Below are 24,111 nucleotides of genomic sequence, written 5' to 3'. Positions count from 1 at the left end.
TACCTCCATGCACAGCACCAAAACCATCAATGTCATTTCCTGCCATGCAGAGGGAGAGGTCGGAGATGTGATCGTCGGGGGCGTCGAACCGCCGCCGGGGGACACGCTGTGGGATCAGCGCGATTTCATTGCCCGCGACGAAACCCTGCGCAACTTTGTACTGAACGAACCACGCGGCGGGGTCTTTCGGCATGTGAACCTACTAGTGCCGCCCACGGACCCCCGGGCTGACGCCGCCTTTATCATCATGGAGCCCGAAGACACCCCGCCCATGTCCGGGTCAAACTCGATCTGCGTGGCAACCGTGCTGTTGGACAGCGGCATGATAGAAATGACGGAACCCGTGACCACCCTGACCCTGCAAGCCCCCGGCGGGCTGGTCCCGGTGCGGGCAGAGTGCAAAGTGGGCAAGGCCCAGCGCATCACCATCCAAAACGTCCCCTCTTTCGCGGACAGGTTAGACGCGACGCTCGAGGTCGCGGGCCACGGCACGCTCACCGTCGATACCGCCTTTGGCGGCGACAGTTTTGTGCTGCTGGATGCGCAGGCGCTCGGGTTTTCCATCACCCCGGACGAGGCCGCCGATCTGGCGCGGCTGGGCGCACAAATCACCGATGAGGCTAATGAACAGCTGGGATTTTCCCATCCGGTGTTGGATTGGACCCATATTTCTTTCTGCCAATTTACCGGCCCGCTCAGCCGTCAAGGCAACACGCTCACTGGCGCCAACACCGTCGCCATCAAACCTGGAAAGCTTGACCGCTCCCCCACCGGCACCGGCTGCTCCGCCCGCATGGCAGTGCTGGCTGCTCGTGGTCAAATGCAGGCCGGGGACACTTACATCGCACGGTCCGTCATCGGGTCTGAGTTTCATTGCAAGTTCACCTCCGGCCCTTCCGTCGGCGACAAACCCACCATCCAACCTGAAATATCCGGTCGCGCCTGGATCACGGGCACCCTTCAACACATGCTCGACCCCACTGATCCCTGGCCCCGCGGATACCGCCTCTCAGACACCTGGGGCGCAAGTTGATCGGCCACAGATGACAAACCACACATTCTGAGCTATAGTTTCCGTTGGGTAAGTTCACCCAGCTGGTAAGGTAATGATTTATGGAATACGGACTTACACTGGGCGTCGCATCCGGCGCGGCAGGAAGGCATGGTAGCGGATTTGGTGGATTTGCCAATTACATGATATCCGAACCGATCGGATTACTCGCCATCGGTGCAGCGGTCGCAATAATTATTTTGATTGTCTGGTTACGCTAATCTGCATTCACTTCTCCGCCTTCTTCTGCCACCGCCCGGCCTCTTGCGCCCAGTATTGAAGGCTACATTCGGCCTCAGACAGCGTCTTCCATTGTCCGCGCGCATGGCTGACGGCCTCTGGATCATTTCCGTCAAAAATCACGCAGACCCGTTCCATTCGGGCCACCTCCTCAGGTGTTACTTCGGCCCCATCAATGCTCATCAGGCAACTGGCTCCGTTGGGAAAATCCGCGCCCGTTGTCAGCAGGATTGGCTGATCCGCGTCAAAGCCTGTACCCGCCCGACCATGTGGCAAAAACGCCTCTTCATGGCCCAGCCACAGCTTTTGATCCAACCAATCCAGGCGTGCCACATCCGGCCCGCGCACCACCACCCGCCAGCCCGCAGCACGCGCCTTGCCCAACAACATGGGCAAGGTCACTTCCAGCGGGTTGTCCGTTAGGTGATAGAAATAGGCCGCGCCCACTTGATCAGACCTCCTGCAGATCCCGGATCAAACGATCCAGCGCCATAACCCCCCAACCGGTCGCACCATTGGGGGCCAGCGTGCTTTCGGTGCTCAAACTCGCCACCCCGGCAATATCCAGATGGATCCACGGGGTTTCACCCTTGATAAACCGCTGCAAGAATTGCGCCGCAGTGATAGAGCCGCCTGGCCGCCCACCCACGTTCTTCATATCCGCAATGCGTGATTTTATCTGCTTGTCATAGGCCGCGCCCAGGGGCATCCGCCAGGCACCTTCGCCCTCGGTCCCTGCGGCCTTAAGGAACGCATTGCACAGCGCATCGTTGTTGGAAAACACGCCGGCGTTTTCGTGACCCAACCCGATGACAATCGCACCGGTCAGCGTGGCCAGGTCAATCACGCCCGTAGGATTAAATCGCTCCTGCGCATACCACAGCACATCGGCCAGAACCAAGCGCCCCTCAGCATCGGTGTTGATCACCTCAATGGTGTCGCCCTTCATCGATTTCACCACATCACCGGGGCGTTGTGCACGTCCGTCCGGCATGTTTTCCACCAATCCGACCAAGCCGACGACATTGGCCTTGGCCTTGCGCAGGGCGAGCGTGCGCATAACACCCGCAACCACACCGGCCCCGCCCATATCCATGGTCATATCTTCCATGCCACCGGCGGGTTTGATCGAAATGCCACCCGTGTCAAAAACCACGCCTTTGCCGACCAGCGCAAAGGGCGCCTCCCCCTTCACGCCACCATTCCACTGCATGACGACAACCTTGGACGCGCTCTCTGATCCCTGCCCCACGCCCAACAGTGCCCGCATGCCCAGCTTTTCCAGATCGACTTCTTCCAGGATCTCAACCTCTAGCCCCAATTCCTGCATAGCAGCCAAACGGGCGGCGAAATCATCGGTGGTCAACACATTGGCCGGTTCATTGACCAGATCACGGGTGAAAAACACGCCTTCTGCCACCGCCGCCATCGGGCCCGCCTCTGCGGCGACCGCTTCGGGGTTTGACACCATGATTGCAACATCACCCAGCGCAGGCGTCTCTTCGGATTTATGGGCATTGAAATCATAACCGCGCAACGCCAATCCCAGCGACAGATCCGCCGCCCGGCGCAAGTTCCCGGCCAAAACCAGCAGCGGTGATGTGCCTCGCGCCTTGGCGATGGCGGCACCGGCTGCACGGGCGTCCTCGACGCGGGGTCGGCGATCCAGACGCACCACGATCAATGACTCGGCCGCCATCCGGTCGGGCCAGGCGATTTCCTTGACCTGTCCCGGCTTCATCTTGGCATACCCGTCAGAGGCCGCCATCCGCTGCAGCACCCCCCTTGTCTGACGGTTCACCCGCCGTGCGGTCTGATCCATCTTGCCGTCTTCCCCCAAAAAAACCGCGACAACACCTGTGTGCTGGGCAATTTCGTCCAGATTGACATCTGTAAAATCGATACGGGCGGGGCTGGTCATGCGTCTCTCCTGTCTGGTTTGTGCTATTGGTAGTCAACCTGCCGCCTAATGACCAGATAGCAGTTTTCCCTCGTCTAAAATTGGTCTAGTTTACCGCCAGATAAATGACCCCGGGGGCTGTATTCGTGACAAGATTCGACAGATATATGCTGTCGCAACTGATGGTGCTGTTTGGGTTCTTCTCTCTTATCCTGGTGATGGTCTATTGGGTGAACCGGGCGATATCGCTGTTTGATCAATTGATTGCTGATGGCCAATCGGCTTGGGTTTTTTTGGAATTTACCGCACTGACCCTGCCCAATGTGATCCGTGTTGTCCTGCCAATCTCTGCCTTCATCGCCACGGTTTACGTCACTAACCGGCTGTCCAACGAAAGCGAACTGGTGGTCATGCAATCATCTGGCTACAGCAGCTTTCGGCTGGCCCGCCCGGTGGTGATGTTCGGCCTGATCGTGACGCTATTGTTGATGATTCTGACAAATATTCTGGTCCCGGCCTCCAACCGGGCTTTGGCGGAGCGGCAAGATGAAATCGCCAGAAACATCTCTGCCCGGTTCTTAAAAGACGGGCAATTTCTGCATCCCTCTACTGGCGTCACCTTTTACATCCGTGAAATCACCCCAGCCGGGGAACTGCGCGATATCTTCCTGTCTGATCAACGCGATGATACCCAAGACACGATCTATACGGCGCGCAGCGCCCTGTTGGTCAATGCCGGGGGGGCGCCCAAGCTTTTGATGTTTCAGGGGCAGGCCCAAACCACCGACCGCGAAAGCAATCAGATGTCCACGACGTCTTTTGCGGAACTGAACTTTGATCTGGATGGATTGATCAACACCGGCACCGCCCGACGCGTTCAACCGCGGGAGGCCTATACATTCGATTTGCTGTTTCAAGCCGACAGGTTGGTTACACAGCACCGCTGGGATCAATCGCGCATGCTGATCGAAGCACATGACCGGCTGGCGCAACCGTTCTTGTCCGTGGTGACGTCACTGATCGGATTTTCCTGCCTGCTTTTGGGTGGGTTCAGTCGGTTTGGTGTCTGGCGTCAAATCATCGTGGCCATCGTATTGCTGGTTGTGGTCAAGGCGCTAGACAATTCAATGGCCGATATGGCCCGTGGCTCCGGGGCTCTATGGCCGCTTCTTTACGTCCCGGCGCTCGCTGGAACCCTGCTCGGGATGATTATTCTGTGGGTGGCTGATACGCCCACCCTGCTGACCCGCCGCAGGGAGGCGCAAACATGACCCTGCATTTTTACTTTGCCCGGCGTTTCCTGTGGTCCTTTCTGGGCGTATTCGGTGTGTTTGCGGGCATCGTTCTTCTGATCGATATCGCCGAACAACTGCGTCGCTATGGTGGCAAGGATATCGAGATGAGCCGCATCGTCGGTCTATCTGCCCTGAATGTGCCGGAAACCATCTATCAAATCCTGCCATTGATCACGATTCTAGCAACCCTAACCCTGTTTCTGGCCTTCGCGCGTTCCAGCGAGCTGGTCGTCACCCGCGCCGCCGGGCGTTCCGCGCTTCGGGCCCTGATCGCCCCGGTCATCCTGGCGTTTATGATCGGCATCCTGGCCATTGCCGCCCTTAACCCGATCGTGGCGGCGACCCAACGCGAATATGAATACCGTTCTGCCGAACTCGCGAGCGGGGAGGCCCGGGTTCTGTCCATTTCGGCAGAGGGCCTGTGGCTCCGGCAAGGCGACGATAAGGGCCAAACGGTCATCAATGCCCAAAATGCCAATTCAGATGGCACCGAACTGCAAAGGGTGCGTTTTATCGTTCTCTCCACCGATGGCACACCAACGCAACGGATTGATGCCCAAAGCGCCAAACTTATCGATGGCGCGTGGGAGCTTCGGAACGCAAAATCATGGCCCCTGACCAACACCAACAATCCAGAACGCGACGCACAGACTTCTGAATTATTGGTGTTCCCATCGGACCTGACCCGGGATCAAATTCGTGACAGCTTCGGCGCCCCCAGTGCCATCGCCATCTGGGACTTGCCAGATTTCATCTTCAGCCTTGATCAGGCAGGTTTTTCCGCCCTCAGCCACCGGGTTTGGTTTCAGATGGAGCTTGCTCTTCCCCTGATGTTGGTGGCAATGGTCCTAATCGGGGCTGGCTTTACAATGCGCCATACCCGTTTTGGTAAAACCGGGATCATGGTCCTGTTGGCAATACTGGTTGGGTTTGGAATGTACTTTATCCGAAACTTTGCACAGGTCCTTGGCGAAAACGGCCAGATTCCGATTTACCTTGCTGCCTGGGCACCGCCTTTTGCCGCCATCATGATGTCCATGGGTCTCCTCCTGCATCTGGAGGACGGATGACACAGCTATTCAAACTCATTCTGGCCGCCATCATTATTGCAGCAACCTCCCTACCGCTAAAGGCGCAGGATACCGTGCAACTCATCGCCGATTCCGTTCGCATGGATGGCACCACCATCCTGATCGCCGAGGGCAATGTAGAGATTTTTCAGGGCACCACCCACGTGACGGCCAGATCACTGCGATATGACAACGCCACCGGGCAACTGCAGATCGAGGGGCCTCTAACGCTTCGCGATGCTGGAAACACAATGGTGCTCGCTGACAGTGCAGAACTATCAGACGACCTGCGCAATGGCATCTTGCACAGCGCCCGTCTGGTGATTGACCAGCAATTGCAGATCGCGGCGGCACAGATACGCCATATTGATGGGCGTTTTACGCAGATGAACCGAACCGTTGCATCCAGCTGTCGGGTCTGTTCTGGCAGCTCCGTTCCGTTATGGGAAATCCGATCCTCTCGCGTGGTGCATGACCGTCAGGAACAACAGCTCTATTTCGATAATGCACAGTTGCGCCTGATGGGTCTGCCGATCTTCTATGCCCCGCGCCTGCGCCTGCCAGATCCGACGCTGAAACGCGCCACCGGATTTCTGATCCCCAGTTTGCGCAGCACCTCGCTCTTGGGCACCGGCGCGAAACTGCCCTATTTCATCCGGCTGGGTGATCACCGCGATCTGACATTGACACCCTATTTGTCGAGTTCCACCACAACGCTTGAATACCGCTATCGTCAGGCCTTCAGAAATGGCGATATCATCGTCGATGGGGCCGTGTCAGACGACGATCTCAGACCAAATGAACTGCGCAGCTACACCTTTATCGAAGGTCATTTTGATCTGCGAAATGACTACCAGCTTGATTTTGATCTAGAATATGCATCAGACGACGACTACCTGCTGGACTATGATTATTCCGACAAGGACCGACTGGACAGCAACGTCACCCTGTCCAAGCACCAGCGCGACCTGTCCTTTGACACCTCGCTCACCTACTACAAATCCTTGCGCGACTCCGAAGATAACAGCCAGATTTTTTCAACCATCGGATCGTTCCGACGTCAGTCCCGGTTTGAACCCAATTGGATCGGCGGCGCGGTGGATCTGACCTTTGACGGGTTGATTGCCCATCGCCAATCGGGCGAGGTTGGTGATCTTGGCCGGGACGTCGGTCGCGCCTCTGCCATCTTGAACTGGCGCAAGGAATGGGTCACCGGGGCTGGGTTTCAATCCGCGCTATTGTCACAAGCCCGGCTGGATTTTTATGGCAACCGTCAGGGATTTGCAGAAGAAGAGAATGGCCTTTTCGCCACCGGCACGATTGGGGCCGAACTTCGCCGGCCCATGGCCCGGCAGGGGGCAGATGGCAGCCGACAATTATTGGAACCTGTCGCACAGATTCTCTGGACGACTGAGGACGAGCAGAACATCGCCAACGAAGACAGCCAGTTGGTGGAATTTGATGAGGGCAACCTTTTTGCCTTCTCCCGTTTCACCGGTTCGGATCGGATCGAACGCGGGTTGCGCGCCAATCTCGGCCTGACCTGGACCCGATATGACCCAACAGGCTGGTCAACCAACATGACCATCGGGCAGATTATTCGTGACGACGATCTGAACCAATTTACCAACGGCACCGGCTTGACTGGCACACGGTCCGACTGGCTCTTGGCGGCACAATTCAACTTGCCCGACAACCTGACCATTGCCAACCGCGCGCTTTTTGATGACGCGCTGAATTTCAACCGCAGCGAAACCCGGATCAATTGGCGCAAAGACGGCTTCTCGCTGGCTTCAACTTATGTCTGGCTGGAAGACGCACCAGAAGAGGACCGTCCGCAAACTTCGGAATGGTTTCTGGAATCCGGGTTTGATCTGGCCCAGGGTTGGCGCGGCACCGCCGACCTGACCCATGACTTCATTGCCGACAAAACCGTGCGCGCCGGCCTGGGTCTTGTGTATGAAACGGAATGCATAAAGGTTGACCTATCGCTCTCGCGCCGCTTTACACGGACCGATACCTTGAACCCAACAACGGATTTTGGTCTGTCAGTATCACTGACCGGATTCGGAAATCGCAACAACAGCCGCTATCGCGCAACTCAATGCCGCAGCTAAGACAGGTGCACTGGACATGACGAAGCAGACGATCACATCCCTTATTCTCGGCGGCCTTCTGGCGTTGGTGTCGGTGATTTTCACACCTGATGATGCCATCGCTCAGAACCCGTTAGCACCGGTCGTTCATATTGATGAAGCGGTTGTGACACAATACGAACTGAACCAGCGTATCCTGTTTCTGCGTGCCTTGAATCAGACCGGAAACCTTGAAGAAATTGCTCTCGAAGCGTTGATCGATGATCGCCTGCGTCAAAAGGCAGGCCGCACCTTTGGCATCACGCTTGAAGAAGAGGCGGTCGTGCAAGGGATCGAGGAGTTTGCAAAGCGCGCCAATATCACGGGTGAAGAAATGATCAATTTGCTCGCCGAGGATGGTATTGACCCACAAACCGTCCGCTCGTTTATCGAGGCCGGGATGATCTGGCGGACGATCGTCCAGGGCCGATTTTCCGCACGGGCGCAAATATCCGATACCGAAGTCGATCGCGCCATTGCCCTTGCCGGAAGCCGCGGTGGCGTGCGTGTTTTGCTCTCAGAAATCATCATCGGCATCCCCGAGGGACGAGAGGATGACGCACGACAGCTTGCAAATGAAATCAGCCGCCTGACATCAGCCGAAGAATTTGCCGCCGCTGCCCGCAATTATTCCGCAGCCCCCTCTCGTGATCGCGGTGGACGAATTGATTGGCTCCCCATCGGCAACCTGCCACCTGAATTTCGCGGCGCAATCCTGACTCTGTCTCCGGGCCAGATCACCGAACCTATTGATCTGCCGGGCGCCATTGCCGTCTTTCAAATGCGCGCGATGGAGGAAACCGCAGCCCCGGAAACTCAAACCTTATCTGTGGATTACGCCTCATACCTCATTCCAAATGCCCGCAGTGGCAAGGCCCAATCAGAGGCCGCGAAACTGCGTGCCTCGGTCGACACCTGCGATGATCTTTACGGGGTTGCCTATGGCGAAGCACCAGAGGTTTTGGAACGAGAGGTCCTGCCCCTGTCGGATGTCCCACAAAATGTCGCAATCGAATTGGCAAAACTCGATGAGAACGAAGTTTCGACCACGCTGACCCGCAATGGTGGTGATACGTTGGTGTTTTTGATGCTCTGCGGCCGCGTGACGGAACAGGTAGAGGATGTCTCTCGCGACGATATTCGCGTTCAGTTGCGCAATCAGCGCCTGGCCTCTTACGCCGATAATTATCTGGCAGAGCTGCGCTCCGAAGCCGACATCGTATTCCCGTGACCGCCGCTCCGGTCGCCCTGACCTGCGGCGAACCGGCAGGCGTCGGGCCGGAACTGGCCGCCCGCGCTTGGGCGGAACTGCGGGGCGACCTGCCGTTTTTTCTGCTCGGCGACCCCACGCATCTGCCCACCGGCACCCCGTTCACCGAAATCACTGATCCGGCAGAGGCGGTAAAGGCCAGCCAATCCGCCCTGCCCGTCCTACCCCATCCCTTCCCGGCCCCGGCCATACCCGGCCACCCCGACCCGGCCAATGCTCAGGCGGTGATCGACATCATCGCGCGCGGTGTGGCGTTGACCCGTTCCTGTACCGCCTCCGCCCTGTGCACCGCGCCCATTAACAAAAAGGCGCTGAAGGACGGTGCCGGTTTCCCCTATCCCGGCCACACGGAATATCTGGCAGCACTTTGCAACACCGACCGGGTGGTCATGATGCTGGCTAGCCCCCAACTGCGCGTCGTCCCCACCACTATCCACATCGCCCTCTCTGATGTGCCCGAGGCCCTGACCGACGAACTGTTAGAAGATACAATCCGCATCACCCATCAGGGGCTGATCCGTGACTTCGGCATCAGCTCCCCCCGCCTTGCCGTTGCCGGCCTGAACCCCCATGCGGGCGAGGGCGGCGTTATGGGGTCCGAGGATCAAACCCTGATCGCCCCCCTAATCCAACGCTTGCAGCGCGAGGGCATAACCATCACCGGCCCCCTGCCCGCAGATACGATGTTTCATGCGGCTGCCCGTGCGAACTATGACGCGGCGATCTGCATGTATCACGATCAGGCGCTGATCCCGATCAAGACGCTGGATTTTGATCGCGGCGTCAATGTCACGCTGGGCCTGCCAATCATTCGCACCTCGCCCGATCACGGCACCGCCTTTGATATTGCCGGGAAAGGCATCGCCAACCCGACCAGTTTGATAGAGGCCTTGCGTCTGGCGGACAAAATGGCCAAAGCACGGGCATGAGCACGATTGATAGCCTCCCCCCCCTGTCGCAGGTTCTGCGCGATCACGATCTGATCCCAAAGAAATCACTAGGCCAGAACTTTCTGCTGGATCTGAATCTGACCGCCAAGATCGCCCGACAGGCGGGTGATCTAACGGGCTGCGATGTGTTGGAGGTCGGCCCAGGCCCCGGCGGCCTGACCCGTGGGCTCTTGGCCGAAGGCGCACGTCGCGTTTTGGCGGTTGAAAAAGACAGCCGCTGCCTACCCGCGCTGGCAGAGATCGACGCCGCCTATCCCGGCAGGCTACAGGTGATCAATGCCGATGCATTGGAACTAGATCCTCTGGAGCACCTCACGCCCCCGATCCGCGTGGTGGCCAACCTGCCCTATAACGTTGGCACCGAACTTCTGGTGCGCTGGCTGACGCCGGACAACTGGCCGCCCTATTGGGACAGCCTGACCCTGATGTTTCAAAAAGAGGTCGCCCAACGCATCACGGCAGAGCCGGGCAACAAAGCCTATGGCCGCCTCGCCATTCTCGCGCAGTGGCGATGCGAGGCGCGGATCGTCTTGACCCTACCGCCAGAGGCCTTCACCCCGCCGCCGAAAATCCATTCTGCCGTGGTGCATCTGACCCGGCGCGCCGAACCACTGGCGCCTGCTGACCCGCAAATCCTGTCGCGCGTGGTGGCGCAGGCCTTTAACCAACGCCGTAAAATGCTTAGGGCATCCCTAAAAGGCCTCGCTCCGAATATCGAGGATCACCTGATTGCTGCGGGCCTGAAACCCACCGACCGCGCCGAACAAATTCCAATCGAAGGCTTCTGCGCCCTCGCCCGTCAGATCGAGCAGCTATGAACAACGTCCACGGCATCCTAATTGTCATCGGGGCGATGGCGGCCTTTGCGGTCGAAGATGCATTCATCAAGATAATGTCGACGCAAATCGCGACCGGACAAATTCTGTTGCTCTTGGGCATATTCTGCACCATGGTCTTTGCGGCCATGGTTGTGGTCACTGGTCATTCGCTATTTCAGAAATCCGCGTGGCAGCCAATCCCGGTTATCCGCGCAGCGACTGAATCCCTTGCCGCCTTCACTTTTGTCACCGCGCTGTCACGCGTCGACCTATCCATCGTCGCTGCCGTCTTTCAGGCAACGCCCCTGGCCATCACTATGGGGGCGGCCCTGTTTCTGGGTGAGCAAGTCGGCTGGCGGCGCTGGAGCTCGATCTGTGTGGGATTTGCCGGGGTGTTGCTGATCATACGCCCGGGGTTTGAGGGCTTTACCCCCGATATGCTCTATGTGCTTGGAACCGTGTTTTTGATCGCCCTGCGTGATTTGCTGACACGACTTCTGCCACCAGATTTGCCCACCACGCTGGTGGCAGCACAGGCCTACTTATCGCTAATCCCCACCGGAATAGTGCTGATCGCCCTGACACCTCAGACCTACACCCCGATCGATGGCGATCTAAATCTGTCGATGTTGGGGGCCGTCGTCTTTGGCATCATCGGCTATTACGGCATCGTCACCGCCATGCGCATGGGTGATGCGTCCGCCATCACGCCGTTTCGCTACACCCGTCTTTTGTTTTCGATCCTGCTGGGCGTCACAATCTTTGGCGAACGCCCCGATCTGATCACGCTCTGTGGTGCGACACTGATCATTGCATCGGGCCTTTACATGTTCATGCGCGAACGCCGACTTGCCAGGCAAAGCGCTGCCACACAAAACGCGTGATCCTGTTGGCGCAAACACCCATTTGTTAGCCTTAACTGTGGCAATTAGACATCGTTAGCGATAACATGACCCGTTTACTTTCCGCCGATCCCTGCTATAGCTCTGCGCGAAATTCACCTTTGCGGGAACCAGCAGCATGAGCACCATCATTGACATCATCGGACGCGAAATTCTGGACAGCCGGGGCAATCCCACGGTCGAGGTTGATGTAGTTCTAGAAGACGGCACCATGGGCCGCGCCGCCGTCCCCTCTGGCGCCTCTACGGGTGTCCACGAAGCCGTGGAAAAGCGTGACGGCGACAAATCCCGCTACATGGGCAAAGGCGTGCTAGAGGCGGTCGATGCCGTCAACGGCGAACTTGCCGATGCCCTGGTCGGGTTCGATGCCACCGAACAAACCGCGATCGACAACGCGATGATCGAAATCGACGGCACCGATAACAAAGGCCGCGTCGGCGCCAATGCGATCTTGGGCATCTCCATGGCCGTGGCCAAAGCCGCCGCCGATTACACCATGCAGCCGCTGTACCGCTATATCGGTGGCACCTCTGCCCGCGTTCTGCCCGTGCCAATGATGAACATCATCAATGGCGGCGAACATGCCGACAACCCGATCGACATTCAGGAATTCATGATCATGCCAGTCGCGGCCGACAATATCCGCGACGCCGTGCGGATGGGATCTGAGGTCTTCCACACCTTGAAAAAAGAACTCTCCGCCGCGGGCCTATCCACCGGCATCGGCGATGAGGGCGGCTTTGCCCCGAACATCGCCTCCACCCGCGAAGCGCTGGATTTTGTCCTGAAATCCATCGAAAAGGCAGGCTACAAACCGGGCGAGGATATCTATCTGGCGCTGGATTGTGCCGCGACCGAATACTTCAAAGACGGCAACTATGTCTTTGCTGGCGAGGGCAAAACCCTGTCCGCCGATGAAAACGTCGCCTATCTGGAAGCCCTGGTAAACGACTACCCGATCATTTCCATCGAAGATGGCTGTTCCGAGGATGACTGGGATGGCTGGAAGGCCCTGACCGACGTTCTCGGCAACCGCGTGCAACTGGTTGGCGATGATCTCTTCGTCACCAACCCCGCCCGTCTGGCCCAAGGGATCGAACGCGGCTGCGCAAACTCGCTGCTGGTCAAGGTCAACCAGATCGGCACCCTGACCGAAACCATGGCCGCCGTCGACATGGCCCACCGCAACCGCATGACCTGCGTGATGTCTCACCGGTCAGGCGAAACAGAAGACGCCACCATCGCCGACCTTGCTGTGGCCACCAATTGCGGCCAGATCAAAACCGGATCACTGGCGCGCTCTGACCGGCTCGCGAAATACAACCAGCTGATCCGCATCGAAGAAGCGCTGGAAGACACCGCCATCTATGCAGGCCGTTCCATCCTGCGCTAACCGTAGGCCGGGCTTCAGCCCGGCACCCATACCCGATCAAATTCCGGCCCGGCACCATCGCCGGGCCAAATTGTTACGCAATCCTGCTGCAAGGTCGGCTATGCGGACCGAGCGGACATCTATGGTCTACGCGCTTTCTGAAATGCATCCCAACAAGCTAGTGCAAACATAAAAATCAAAAACGTGATGTCTAACCAGTTAAAGCCGTGATTGGGAATGAATCTGAGATATGCGAGCAATGCCAAGAAAATCAGATATATAGCAAGGTGTAAAAAGAATTTGCCCCAAAAACTTAACTGCATCTTTCAACTGGTTCCCTGTTGGTATTTAGTTCTTCGTGAACTTGGATTAGCCCGTAGATAGACTGAGAGATTGCGCACAATGTTGACCGATCGGTCTGTAAACCAAATGCACCCAAGTTGACAAAGATAACTTTCGCCAGACGCTCGCTGTCGGTGTATAGCACATCATACTTGTGTATTGGTGCACTTGGTAGATTTTCCGCTCCCAAAATATTTATCAATAACTCTGGGATTGTGTCCATTTCGGCATAGGACTCAAAGAAGAAAATCCAAACATCAGAACTATAGAACTGCCGCCACTCACTGCTTGTATCGAGCAACCCGAGTTTGTCTTGCGCGTGTAGCTCTTCTTCAAAACCAAGTGGAGCCTGATGGTAAGACAGCGTAACGGGTCGACCTAGGAAATCCGCAAACGTGGAAGTCGCAACATCGTTTTCAGACTCTTGAGAAACTACTTGTATTGAGCCGAAAAACATTATTGCGAAAACAAATAACGGTAAAATTTTCATATCAATACTTTGAATCGAACTTAAATTAACTCAGTCTCATCAAACCTATATGACAAGAAGACGTCAACGCTGCAATCTTGAAAAGAGTTAAGTCAGAATGTTGCAAGCCCACATTGAACATCAAACATGACTGCATAGGGCTCAAACCAGCCATTGGCTCATCTCTTGATCCGGCGTTGGGTGCAATCTCTCGTGCCACGTCAATTTTCCCTCTTCACCCCCGCGCCCAGTCGGGTAAACCTGTTCATATGCAATATCCCTCACCCTCTAACGCCTTCCACCCGGACCATGCGCAGCTCCTTCTTGCCTCTTTCGAACATTTCGTGGGTCGGCCGCTTTTGCCGCAAGCAGCGCCAGAAACCCTCTTTCATGCGCCCTTCCCGGTTCTGTCCCACAACACCGATCCCGATCCGATCCTGACCTATGGCAACCGCGCGGCGCTGGATTTGTGGGAAATGGATTGGGAGGCCTTTACCACCATGCCGTCGCGCCTGACTGCTGAGCCGGATGAGCGAGGGACACGAGCCGAACTTCTGGCCAGTATCGGCGCAAATGGGTTTATCGACACTTACACCGGCGTCCGCATCAGCCGAACCGGGCGGCGTTTTCTGATCGAGGGCGCGGTGATCTGGAACCTGATCCGGCCAGACGGCGCCCCCGCTGGTCAGGCGGCGACTTTTGACAGGTTTACTTATCTTTAACCTCTGCAGGGCCGCGCGCGCCGTTCATCACCCCGTGGTTCGCGAGTCGCACCGACGTAATACCGACGTTACGCCGACGTGCTGCAGACATCCGATTTTAGGCGATTTCTGTCGTTAACTTGGAGGGTCTCAGGCCCAATATTTCCCGCGCCTCAGCCGGGGTCGCGACGGGCCTGTCATACTTCGCGCACAACTCGGCCGCCCGTTCCACCAGCACTGCATTCGATGGTGCCAGCGTGGTTTTATCCAGCCGCACGTTATCCTCCAGCCCGGTTCGGGTATGGCCCCCAGCGGCAATGCACCATTCGTTCACAACGATCTGATTTGGCCCCACGCCTGCCCCGCACCAATTGGCATCGGGTGCCAGGCGACACAATATTTTCACATAGAAATCAAATACTTCCTTGTCCGCTGGCATCGCGTTTTTCACCCCCATCACGAACTGGACATAGAGCCTGCCATACAATCTACCTGCCCGGTGCATCGCCACTGCCTGAAAGATATGGCTCAGATCAAAGGCCTCGATCTCCGGCACGATCTCATAGGCCCGCATTTCACCGGCCAACCACGCCACCAGATCGGGTGGGTTTTCATAGACCCGCGTGGGGAAATTGTTCGATCCCACCGATAACGACGCCATGTCCGGCCGCAATGGCAACATCCCGCCACGCGCCGCCCCGGCCCCTGACCTGCCACCCGTCGAAAACTGAACAATCACCCCCGGGCAATGCGTCTCAAGTCCTTCTTTTAACAGCGAAAACCTGTCAGGGTCAGAACAGGGACTGCCATCATCATTGCGCACATGGGCATGGATAATCGCGGCACCGGCCTCCACGGCGGCATGGCTGCTTTCCACTTGTTCTGTGATCGAAATGGGCACCGCCGGGTTGTCCGATTTCTGTGCCACAGAACCGGTGATCGCGCAGCACAGGATGCAAGGCCTTCGGGAAGCTGATCGATCGGTCTCGGCGGTCACGCTGCGCTCCTCAACTGCCATCAATAGGGATGTTTGGCGGCGCGATCATCGGACAAAGATGCTTGATTAGATGACACTAAAATTTCAATTGAATCAGCCAGATGTTCTGGTTGAATGGCCCTGTCGCCACGCGCCACACGAAGCTTGTGCGCCTGCATTAACACCGCGGCATGGCTATACCCAGCAGGCGGTTCAAACCGATAGCTGGCAAGCTCTATCAACAGGCCCAGCGGGTCCTTGAAATAGATCGAATCCATAAACCCTCGATCCTTGGGGCCGGAATGGGGAATGCCACGTTCATCCAATCTCTCTACCGCTTGCAAAAATGTCGCCTGGCTAACGTTGAAGGCAACATGATGCACAGCCCCTGCCGATGTCGGCGTGCGTGTGGGGTCTGCTGGCCTGTCTTCATTGGTAAAAATGGTGATCAATCGGCCATCGCCTGGATCAAAATACAGATGTCCCTCTGCCGCGTTGTCCAGGTTGGGCTGCTCAAATATGAACGGCATGCCCAACACACCTTCCCAAAAATCAATAGATGTCTGTCGATCCGCCCCCATCAAGGTGACATGGTGCACCCCCTGAACCTGCAGTTTTCGCACCTGGTTTTGATCATCACCCCGCATCTGATCCTCCCCTCTTGTTTTTGCATTTCTGTGCTACGTCATAACATGGACGTGCCCTTATCATCTTGTTAAATTGTTCCCGATAAGGATAGCGCAGGCACTGATCCACCTAATTCATAAATGGGTCACTGAGGATTTTGTTGATATATCCCAGTGTTACAGTTTGCTTTCGCCGTTCAGACGCTGGCTCATGGTATCTGTGATCATACGGAAGGCAGCGATAACCGCATAATTGCCGTGCCACCCGTTTCTGTGCGTCGACAAACCACAATCGCCCCCCCGGGGTTGCGATATACCCGTTCCAGCCGTTGTCGAAATCGGATCGCAGATCAATATCCGATGGATATTCGTTCAGACTGTCCGTCGCAAAGGCCGCGTGGGTGTGATAAGATGCAAAGATTTCAATAGCTTCATCCGGGATAACCGGAAGGCATGCATGACTACCACCCTTGCGTGGTTTGCTGAGGCGCAATGCGCCAGATTGGTCGTGATAAACATATCCGCAAAGCTCTCGATTGATCTGGATCGAACGCGCATTCAATTCCGCCATCTCGCTATAAACCAGCGCATGAACAGCCTTGTGCCGTTCAAGGGAACGGCCAAGTTTTGGCACTTCTTGTGCAATGGCGCCCACCGGCAACAACAACAGGAATGCTGTGAGAACACAGCGCGTGCCGTTGGGAAACATTTGTTTAATCGTCTGCGGCATATCATCTCCACTATGGAAAGGCGCCGAGTTTTGACAATGTTGCAAATGGGTATAACGCAAAACTTAGGAATAACTGTGTCCGCTCAAACATTACGCGCGTCTTCAGGATAAAAGATTTTGCCTCCTCCCACGGGGATCCTGACTCCTGTCGTCCCCGGCGCGGATGTTGGCAACCCTTTGGCCACGCGCACCGCGAGATAGGCAAACGCTTGCGCCTCCAGCATGTCCCCATCCAGGCCGACATCCTCTACCGGCATAACAGGGCAATCCACCCTATCCGCAATCATCGACATCAGCACTGGGTTACGCCGTCCTCCCCCTGTCACCAGCAGCACCTCTGGCGGTTCGGGGCAATGTTCTATCCCTTGCGCAGCTGACGCCGCCGCTATTGCTGTCAATGTGGCTGTGGCGTCGGCATCACTTAGCTTAGATACTTTTTGCAGCAAGTCTGAAAAATCATTCCTATCCAGCGACTTAGGTGGCATCTTTCGAAAATAAACGCGACGCAGAAACGCCGCAACCAGGCGTTTATCTACGGTTCCCGTGGCTGCCAATGCACCGTCAAGATCACATGACTTTCCGCATCTTTGGGACATCAGGTCATTGATCGGCGCATTCGCTGGGCCCGTATCAAATGCCAGCAAAGCGCCCTCTTCTTCTGGCCGCACTTTGCGCGCATCCACCCATGTTAGATTCCCGACACCCCCTAGGTTCAGAAACGCAACCGGCCCATTCCAGTCCAGAAAACGTGCGCAGGCATGATGGTAGAACGGCGCAAGCGGTGCGCCCTCTCCCCCCAACTCCACATCAGAACTTCGAAAATCGCCGATAACGGCGCATCCCAAATCAACCGCCAAAGCACCGCCATCCCCCACCTGATGCGTTCCTTTTCCACGCGGGTCATGGGCCAAAGTCTGGCCGTGAAATCCAATAATTTCAGCACCTTTGAATGACGTTAACAGCTCCAGATGCGCCTGCTCTACTACCTGCGCGGCCTCGGCAACCTTTGCGTCATCCGGCCATTTTCCCAATGCCGATTTCAGCGTATTGCGTTCGTCTTCGGAATAGGGTCGGTAATTACTCAGGCCAAACTCCAGAATGCGGTGCCCGTCTGTTTTCAGCATCGCGGCATCCACGCCATCCAAGGACGTGCCCGACATCGCACCCAATGCCCAAACCGTGTCTTGCTTCAACATGGTCTTTTCCTTTGCTGCCCACCCCGATATACCGCGTCGAGACTATCCAAATCATGGATCAAAGACTGATGACCTACCACCCCAAATCCGATTTCCTGCGTGTGATGATCGAACGTGGCTTTCTGGCCGATTGCACAGATTATCAGGGCCTGGACGAAGCCTTGATCGCTGGGGTGGTGCCCGCCTATATCGGCTTTGATGCCACAGCCAAATCCCTGCATGTCGGCAGCCTGATCCAGATCATGATGCTGCGCTGGTTGCAAAAAACCGGGCACAAGCCGATCACGTTGATGGGCGGCGGCACAACCAAGGTGGGTGATCCTTCCTTCCGGTCGGATGAACGCCCGCTTCTGGGCCCTGAACAGATCAATGAAAACATTGCCGGGATTCAAAGGGTTTTTGCCAAATACCTTGACTACAGCGATGCACCCAACGGCGCGTTGATGCTGAACAATGAGGAATGGCTGGATGGCCTGAACTACCTTGATTTCCTGCGCGATATTGGGCGGCATTTTTCTGTCAACCGAATGCTGGCTTTTGAAAGTGTTAAGTCTCGGCTGGACCGCGAACAAAGTCTCAGCTTCCTCGAATTCAACTATATGATCCTGCAGGCCTATGATTTCCTTGAACTCAACCGCCGCTATGGCTGTCTGTTGCAGATGGGCGGATCTGATCAGTGGGGCAACATCGTCAACGGGATCGACCTGACCCGCCGGGTTCTGGACCACGAAATTTATGGCCTGACCTCCCCCCTATTGACCACGTCGGATGGCAAGAAAATGGGCAAGAGCCAGGATGGTGCCGTCTGGCTGAACGCAGAGATGCGCAGCCCTTACGAGTTCTGGCAATTCTGGCGCAACACAACCGATGCCGATGTTGGCCGGTTCCTGAAACTCTATACCGAATTGCCCATAGAGGATTGCGACCGTCTAGGCTCTTTGGAAGGATCAGAGATCAACGACGCCAAGATCATTCTGGCCAACGAGGTCACGACGCTCTGCCATGGTTCTGACGCCGCCGCGGCGGCAGAAGCCACCGCCCGAGAAGTATTTGAAAAGGGCGGCGTCGGCGATGACCTGCCCACGCTGGAACTGTCCGCCGCTGATCTGGGCGACGGTATGTCGATCGTACAACTGATCGTCAAATCCGGCCTCGCCAAATCCGGCAAGGACGCGAAGCGACTGATCGCTGAAAACGGCGCGAAACTGAATGATGAACCCCTGACAAACGCCGGGCTGATAATCGGTGCAAAAAACCTTGCAGAACCGATCAAGCTGAGCGCCGGAAAGAAACGCCATGCGCTTGTAAAACTGGGCGGTTAGGATGGCCGGCCCGGTCACAATACGCCTGTTACGACAGGAAGAAATTGACCGGGCCAATTATGTAATCGATGAGTCCTTCCGCCGGTATCTGGCCCTGATCGATTTAACGCCAGAAACCGCAGGGAACCCCTATGATTACTTGCCCGAGGCCATATCTGACAAGCGCGCTTGGGGCGCTGAATTGGAAGGCAAACTGATCGGCGCGGCGCAAGTTGATCTCAGCCCGGATGGCAGTTGGAAAATCGACCTCGTTGCCGTTTTGGAGCCATATGCCGGGCTTGGACTGGGTCGCGCCCTGATGGAACGGATAGAGGCTGACGCACGGGCGCGAAATGTGCCAACTCTGACCCTCATCACATTGGAAAAGGCGCATTGGCTGTGGCAGTTTTATGAGCGCCTTGGCTTCGAAATCACAGATCGCGCGCCACCTGCCCACGGTCTGGACAACCATACCCGCGTATCTATGGAAAAGAGCCTGACCAGATAATTCAGCCGCCGATCATCCATTCCCCGTCCGGGAAAAAGGCATGAAAGGCAAAGGCGAACATCACATCATGAGGCACGTCATTTCCGGCCTCATCACGCACACGGATCGTCCCCACATCCTTGCCTTCGCTAATCGTCGCCGCATCCAGCGCCGAAGCCTGCCCCGCGACCCAGCTTATCACCAGCCCGGCCTCGTGCACTTCGGGTTCACCGCGCAATCGTTCCAATGGCCAAGCCCTATCGCCCACACGCACCACACGCATCAAAGGTGGAACATCATGGGGTGGCAGCTCCCCCCGATATAGGAACGGCCGGTGTGAACTGTCATAGCTGACATAGGGGTTTCGCCCGTATGGGCGACGGGATCCGGGCTGATCCATCACGATCCCATCTGGATTGCGGGTGCTGAACTCTGCCCAGCTTTCCATCCAAGATGGCAACTGTACCAGTTCTGTGTCGGTGTAGTGCCCAACGATCCCCGTGCCCACGGCCTGTTGCCACCAGCTTTCGGTCTGCCGGTCAAACATCACCATATCGGAATTGCGCAGCTTACCCGACACGCCAAATTCCAACACGTCCCCATCGACGCGGCGGTCAAACACCATTCCGGAATTACATAATGGGCAAAAGGTGACCGCGACAGGCACGCCACCGACGTCATCATTCACAATCTCATGCCAGGTCAGATATCGGATCGGGTAGGCACGTGGAGTTTCCCCGTCTAATTCCAGTGTGATAACAGGTTCGCGCGCGCCCAGTCGTGTTTCATCTACGACATTGATAAATGTGGGCCCGGTAATCGCCGGGATTCCATCCTTGGGCGGCCCCCCTGACATGATCTCTGTCCAACTATCGACATTGGTGACACCGAAATCAGTCTCTGACCATTCGTGCCCCCACGATTCTGGGTTTGCGAATACGGGCGATGTCGCCAGTGACACAATCAATACAGCAGCGTTCAAACGGATCATAACGCGCACCTTTCCTAGGTTGCGCCCCAGATTGAACAAAACTGAGCGATATGAACAGCCCACCCCACGCGAATGTGAGAATGCGTAAAGCTACTGGCCACGCTGCGCCTTTAACAACCGGCCCATATTGCGATCTCGGATCTGTTTTCTAAATGCCCACTTCAACGAGGCAACCACATCTTGATCATATGACGTACCGTGGCTGACAATAATCCGCTGCGGCGTCAGTTCCAGCATTTCGTCAACCCGGTCAACCAATTCATTGTCGCGCCGATGATAGTGCTTCAACACGCCTGGTGGCATACGCCCCGTTGGATAGTCGGTTCCGGCAATCCAAACCAACGGGCGAAAACGGGCAGGCATTTTCGCCGTATCCATTCGATGCAGGAAATCTGCAACGATCATGCTGCCAGAGCCGTGGTGGTAGAAGACAGGTTCAATAAACCCTCTACGCCCTTCAACCAGAATCTGTTTGATCTGACCGCGCCAAAGGCGATCTGACTTGTCCCCTAGTGACCGATAGCTCTCTGACAGGTCAGCACCAGACGAAACCCGCCAATGTTGCGCATCAGGATATGTTTTGAGCCACTCATTGATCTCTTCGCTTGGGACAACACGCGGCGCAACCAGATAACGAACCTTGCCCAGTTCTGACAGTTCGCCACGCAACGAGTCATTAAGCCCAGTCGGGGCATGGACCCACAGATCTCCCTCATCCAATCGGACGATGGTGGCACGAGTAGGCACCGGGACTTTGCGGTAAATCGTGGCGGGACCATCGACCACCCATATGTCCTGATCCACAGGTTTCAGGGTGCCGTGTGGTTCATATCCTGTCTCAAATGTCATTCAGACACAGTCACCTTTCGCATCACGTCCGCTGGAACTGTGACTTCGCCATTGCGCCCGGCGCCGCGTTTTATGGCATCAATCACATCCATACCTTCCACCACCTGACCGACGACTGTGTATTGTCCGTTCAGATGTGGTGCAGATTCGAACATGATGAAAAACTGGCTGTTGGCGCTGTTCGGATTGTTGGTACGCGCCATTCCGATAACACCGCGATCAAACGGGATGTCAGAAAATTCTGCCGGAAGGTTGGGCAACTCTGAATCGCCTCGGCCGGCGCCAATCAAATCACCATCTGCCTTGCCAAACTGGACATCGCCGGTTTGCGCCATGAAGCCATCAATCACCCTGTGAAAGACCACATTGTCGTATTCACCAGAATTGGCCAACGTCATCAGGCGTTCAGCATGCAGCGGGGCAACATCAGAGAAAAGCTCAACGACCACTTCGCCGTTCGATTCTCCGGCAATCTCGATCACTAAATTCGGGCGATCCGCTTCGGAAGCGATCGCTGCGGTGCTGATCGCATCCGGGCGGGCTATTATGAAATAACCCGCCAGAACCGCAAATCCCAGCACCGCCAAGACGGTGGCGATCAGATTGTCACGCATCAGCAGCAACTTTGACACTGATCATACGATCCGGGTTCATCGGCGGCTCCCCCCGCACGATGGCATCCACATGTTCCATCCCCTCAATCACGCGGCCATAAACAGTGTATTGACGGTTCAGGAAATGGTTGTCCTTAAAATTGATGAAGAATTGGCTGTTGGCACTGTCTGGGTTTTGCGACCGTGCTGCGCCCAACGTGCCGCGATCATGTGGAATGCCGGAAAATTCAGCAGGTACGTTCGGCAGATCGGATCCGCCCGTACCGGCGCGCCCGATGTTAAATCCGTTTTCGGCATTGCCGTGTTGCACATCACCAGTTTGAGCCATGAAACCGTCGATGACCCGGTGGAAAACCACGTTGTCATAGGCACCGGAACGGGCCAGCTCCTTCATACGTTCGCTGTGTTTTGGGGCGATGTCGGGCAGCAGTTCGATCACCACGGTGCCGTCTTTCAGTTCCATCAGGATCGTATTTTCGGGGTCTTTGATATCAGCCATTTCAGGCTCCTTTATCTTGAATTTCGCCGGCGACACTACTCACTCTGCCTCCGAAGGGAAAGACCCACATTGACCTTTGCGGCACGATCATGTGTTAAAGGGCGAACACAAAGAACGGAGTCGCCGGATGAGTTGGAAAACCCTTGATGATATGGACCTGAACGGCAAAGTGGTTCTGACCCGCGTTGACATCAATGTACCGACAGACGGCACGCGGGTAACTGATGCAACCCGGATCGTCCGCATCGTCCCAACGATCAAGGACATCCTGGCCAAAGGTGGCAAGCCCGTATTGATGGCGCATTTTGGTCGTCCGAAGGGAAAAGTCGTACCGGATATGTCGATGGCAGTAACTTTGCCAGCGTTGCAGGAGCATATGGGAACCAACGTAAACTTCGCCTCTGACTGTGTGGGGCCCGTTGCGAAGGCCGCAGTCGATGCCTTGAACGATGGCGAGGTTCTGTTGCTGGAAAACACTCGCTTTCATGCCGAAGAAGAAAAGAACGACGGCCAGTTTGCTGCGGCGCTGGCAGCTTTGGGCGATATATATTGCAATGACGCTTTTTCAGCCGCTCATCGCGCCCATGCTTCGACCGAAGGGATCGCACAATTGCTGCCCAGCTGTGCCGGACGCCTGATGCAGGCTGAACTCAGCGCGTTGGAATCAGCCCTTGGCGCGCCAGAGCGCCCGGTTGCTGCCGTTGTCGGTGGTGCGAAGGTATCAACCAAACTTGACCTGCTGGGAAATCTGGTCGGAAAGGTCGATTATCTGGTGATCGGCGGTGGGATGGCTAACACGTTTCTGGCAGCACAGGGCCATCCTGTCGGGAAATCGCTTGCAGAACATGACATGGCAAATACCGCACGCGATATCCTGGCTAAGGCCGAAGCAACTGGATGCAACATTGTACTCCCATCAGACGTCGTCGTTGCCGCAGAATTTGCAGCCGGGGCAGATAACCAAACCGTTCCAGCCGCAAATTGCCCCGATAATCGAATGATACTGGATGCTGGGAGTGAAACGGTGAAAACGATCGCGGATGTATTCGATAAATGCAAAACGTTGATCTGGAATGGCCCGTTAGGAGCATTTGAAATCCCTCCGTTCGACAAAGCCACCAACGCCGCGGCACGCAAAGCCGCAGATCTGACCAAGGCCGGACAGTTGATTTCCGTTGCAGGTGGCGGCGATACAGTATCTGCCCTGAACACAGCTGGCGCGGCAGCCGACTTCACCTATATTTCAACTGCAGGCGGGGCATTTCTGGAGTGGATGGAGGGCAAGGAATTGCCCGGTGTCGCCGCGCTTAACAGATAGATTGAACAA

Annotated in this window: 25 protein-coding genes; 14 read left to right on the top strand and 11 right to left on the bottom strand. The window is 56.3% G+C overall.

Going from position 1 to position 24,111, the window contains the following annotated elements:
• The first annotated feature begins 7 nt into the window (after nucleotides 1-7).
• Complete coding sequence (locus AC2D8P_RS10270; protein ID WP_484702507.1) at nucleotides 8-1,033, top strand: trans-3-hydroxy-L-proline dehydratase; 1,026 nt, start codon at nucleotides 8-10, stop codon at nucleotides 1,031-1,033.
• A gap of 80 nt (nucleotides 1,034-1,113) precedes the next feature.
• Nucleotides 1,114-1,272: a hypothetical protein gene (locus tag AC2D8P_RS10265; RefSeq protein ID WP_484702505.1), complete on the top strand. Its 159-nt coding sequence runs from the start codon at nucleotides 1,114-1,116 to the stop codon at nucleotides 1,270-1,272.
• 7 nt (nucleotides 1,273-1,279) lie between these two features.
• On the opposite strand, the gene AC2D8P_RS10260 is transcribed toward AC2D8P_RS10265, so the two are convergent.
• The gene (locus AC2D8P_RS10260; protein ID WP_484702504.1) at nucleotides 1,280-1,738 is read right to left on the bottom strand and encodes a DNA polymerase III subunit chi; all 459 of its coding nucleotides are present in this window, start codon (nucleotides 1,736-1,738) and stop codon (nucleotides 1,280-1,282) included.
• A gap of 4 nt (nucleotides 1,739-1,742) precedes the next feature.
• Entirely contained in the window at nucleotides 1,743-3,212 is a 1,470-nt protein-coding gene (locus AC2D8P_RS10255; protein ID WP_484702502.1) for a leucyl aminopeptidase, read from the bottom strand.
• Between the two features lie 125 nt (nucleotides 3,213-3,337).
• Between AC2D8P_RS10255 and lptF the strand changes: the two genes are divergently transcribed.
• From lptF to eno, 8 genes are all read left to right on the top strand, one after another.
• Nucleotides 3,338-4,462 carry an LPS export ABC transporter permease LptF gene (lptF, locus tag AC2D8P_RS10250; protein WP_484702501.1) on the top strand — a complete coding sequence of 375 codons (1,125 nt, stop codon included), beginning with the start codon at nucleotides 3,338-3,340 and terminating at the stop codon, nucleotides 4,460-4,462.
• On the top strand, nucleotides 4,459-5,556 hold the full coding sequence (gene lptG, locus AC2D8P_RS10245) for an LPS export ABC transporter permease LptG (RefSeq protein WP_484702499.1): 1,098 nt from the start codon (nucleotides 4,459-4,461) through the stop codon (nucleotides 5,554-5,556). The genes lptF and lptG overlap by 4 nt, the downstream gene beginning before the upstream one ends.
• Complete coding sequence (locus AC2D8P_RS10240) at nucleotides 5,553-7,673, top strand: LPS-assembly protein LptD (protein WP_484702497.1); 2,121 nt, start codon at nucleotides 5,553-5,555, stop codon at nucleotides 7,671-7,673. The genes lptG and AC2D8P_RS10240 overlap by 4 nt, the downstream gene beginning before the upstream one ends.
• Nucleotides 7,674-7,689: 16 nt before the next feature.
• Nucleotides 7,690-8,922 carry a peptidylprolyl isomerase gene (locus tag AC2D8P_RS10235; RefSeq protein WP_484702496.1) on the top strand — a complete coding sequence of 411 codons (1,233 nt, stop codon included), beginning with the start codon at nucleotides 7,690-7,692 and terminating at the stop codon, nucleotides 8,920-8,922.
• Entirely contained in the window at nucleotides 8,919-9,890 is a 972-nt protein-coding gene (gene pdxA / locus AC2D8P_RS10230; protein WP_484702494.1) for a 4-hydroxythreonine-4-phosphate dehydrogenase PdxA, read from the top strand. The genes AC2D8P_RS10235 and pdxA overlap by 4 nt, the downstream gene beginning before the upstream one ends.
• Nucleotides 9,887-10,729, top strand: coding sequence for a 16S rRNA (adenine(1518)-N(6)/adenine(1519)-N(6))-dimethyltransferase RsmA (gene rsmA, locus AC2D8P_RS10225; protein WP_484702493.1), 843 nt, complete (start codon nucleotides 9,887-9,889; stop codon nucleotides 10,727-10,729). Before pdxA ends, rsmA begins: the two co-directional genes overlap by 4 nt.
• Nucleotides 10,726-11,613 carry a DMT family transporter gene (locus AC2D8P_RS10220; protein ID WP_484702491.1) on the top strand — a complete coding sequence of 296 codons (888 nt, stop codon included), beginning with the start codon at nucleotides 10,726-10,728 and terminating at the stop codon, nucleotides 11,611-11,613. Before rsmA ends, AC2D8P_RS10220 begins: the two co-directional genes overlap by 4 nt.
• Nucleotides 11,614-11,749: 136 nt before the next feature.
• Entirely contained in the window at nucleotides 11,750-13,024 is a 1,275-nt protein-coding gene (eno, locus tag AC2D8P_RS10215) for a phosphopyruvate hydratase (protein WP_484702489.1), read from the top strand.
• 292 nt (nucleotides 13,025-13,316) lie between these two features.
• On the opposite strand, the gene AC2D8P_RS10210 is transcribed toward eno, so the two are convergent.
• Complete coding sequence (locus AC2D8P_RS10210) at nucleotides 13,317-13,835, bottom strand: hypothetical protein (protein WP_484702488.1); 519 nt, start codon at nucleotides 13,833-13,835, stop codon at nucleotides 13,317-13,319.
• 248 nt (nucleotides 13,836-14,083) lie between these two features.
• On the opposite strand from AC2D8P_RS10210, the gene AC2D8P_RS10205 reads away from it, so the two are divergent.
• Complete coding sequence (locus AC2D8P_RS10205) at nucleotides 14,084-14,536, top strand: MEKHLA domain-containing protein (protein ID WP_484702487.1); 453 nt, start codon at nucleotides 14,084-14,086, stop codon at nucleotides 14,534-14,536.
• A gap of 97 nt (nucleotides 14,537-14,633) precedes the next feature.
• Here AC2D8P_RS10205 and AC2D8P_RS10200 read toward each other — a convergent pair whose 3' ends face one another.
• The 4 genes from AC2D8P_RS10200 to AC2D8P_RS10185 form a co-directional block, all read right to left on the bottom strand.
• On the bottom strand, nucleotides 14,634-15,512 hold the full coding sequence (locus AC2D8P_RS10200) for a 3-oxoadipate:acetyl-CoA acetyltransferase (protein ID WP_484702486.1): 879 nt from the start codon (nucleotides 15,510-15,512) through the stop codon (nucleotides 14,634-14,636).
• 20 nt (nucleotides 15,513-15,532) lie between these two features.
• Nucleotides 15,533-16,114, bottom strand: coding sequence for a VOC family protein (locus AC2D8P_RS10195; protein ID WP_484702590.1), 582 nt, complete (start codon nucleotides 16,112-16,114; stop codon nucleotides 15,533-15,535).
• A 133-nt stretch (nucleotides 16,115-16,247) separates the two neighbouring features.
• Nucleotides 16,248-16,847 carry a DUF4329 domain-containing protein gene (locus AC2D8P_RS10190; protein WP_484702484.1) on the bottom strand — a complete coding sequence of 200 codons (600 nt, stop codon included), beginning with the start codon at nucleotides 16,845-16,847 and terminating at the stop codon, nucleotides 16,248-16,250.
• 83 nt (nucleotides 16,848-16,930) lie between these two features.
• A complete protein-coding gene (locus tag AC2D8P_RS10185) occupies nucleotides 16,931-18,043 on the bottom strand; it encodes an anhydro-N-acetylmuramic acid kinase (protein ID WP_484702483.1) in 1,113 nt (370 codons plus the stop codon).
• A gap of 68 nt (nucleotides 18,044-18,111) precedes the next feature.
• On the opposite strand from AC2D8P_RS10185, the gene tyrS reads away from it, so the two are divergent.
• Both tyrS and AC2D8P_RS10175 read left to right on the top strand, forming a co-directional pair.
• On the top strand, nucleotides 18,112-19,365 hold the full coding sequence (gene tyrS, locus AC2D8P_RS10180; protein WP_484702481.1) for a tyrosine--tRNA ligase: 1,254 nt from the start codon (nucleotides 18,112-18,114) through the stop codon (nucleotides 19,363-19,365).
• 1 nt (nucleotide 19,366) lies between these two features.
• The gene (locus AC2D8P_RS10175; RefSeq protein WP_484702479.1) at nucleotides 19,367-19,852 is read left to right on the top strand and encodes a GNAT family N-acetyltransferase; all 486 of its coding nucleotides are present in this window, start codon (nucleotides 19,367-19,369) and stop codon (nucleotides 19,850-19,852) included.
• 1 nt (nucleotide 19,853) lies between these two features.
• Here AC2D8P_RS10175 and AC2D8P_RS10170 read toward each other — a convergent pair whose 3' ends face one another.
• From AC2D8P_RS10170 to AC2D8P_RS10155, 4 genes are all read right to left on the bottom strand, one after another.
• A complete protein-coding gene (locus tag AC2D8P_RS10170; protein ID WP_484702478.1) occupies nucleotides 19,854-20,822 on the bottom strand; it encodes a DUF3179 domain-containing protein in 969 nt (322 codons plus the stop codon).
• A gap of 90 nt (nucleotides 20,823-20,912) precedes the next feature.
• Nucleotides 20,913-21,671 carry a DUF4336 domain-containing protein gene (locus AC2D8P_RS10165; protein ID WP_484702476.1) on the bottom strand — a complete coding sequence of 253 codons (759 nt, stop codon included), beginning with the start codon at nucleotides 21,669-21,671 and terminating at the stop codon, nucleotides 20,913-20,915.
• The gene (locus AC2D8P_RS10160; protein WP_484702589.1) at nucleotides 21,668-22,288 is read right to left on the bottom strand and encodes a peptidylprolyl isomerase; all 621 of its coding nucleotides are present in this window, start codon (nucleotides 22,286-22,288) and stop codon (nucleotides 21,668-21,670) included. The genes AC2D8P_RS10165 and AC2D8P_RS10160 overlap by 4 nt, the downstream gene beginning before the upstream one ends.
• Nucleotides 22,278-22,784, bottom strand: coding sequence for a peptidylprolyl isomerase (locus AC2D8P_RS10155; protein ID WP_484702475.1), 507 nt, complete (start codon nucleotides 22,782-22,784; stop codon nucleotides 22,278-22,280). The genes AC2D8P_RS10160 and AC2D8P_RS10155 overlap by 11 nt, the downstream gene beginning before the upstream one ends.
• A 127-nt stretch (nucleotides 22,785-22,911) precedes the next feature.
• Between AC2D8P_RS10155 and AC2D8P_RS10150 the strand changes: the two genes are divergently transcribed.
• Nucleotides 22,912-24,102: a phosphoglycerate kinase gene (locus AC2D8P_RS10150; RefSeq protein WP_484702474.1), complete on the top strand. Its 1,191-nt coding sequence runs from the start codon at nucleotides 22,912-22,914 to the stop codon at nucleotides 24,100-24,102.
• Nucleotides 24,103-24,111 lie beyond the last annotated feature (9 nt).

The organism is Roseovarius sp. YIN77 (genome assembly GCF_057219155.1).
The sequence above is the reverse complement of the archived record's forward strand: the minus strand, read 5'-3'. Positions and strand labels throughout refer to the sequence as shown.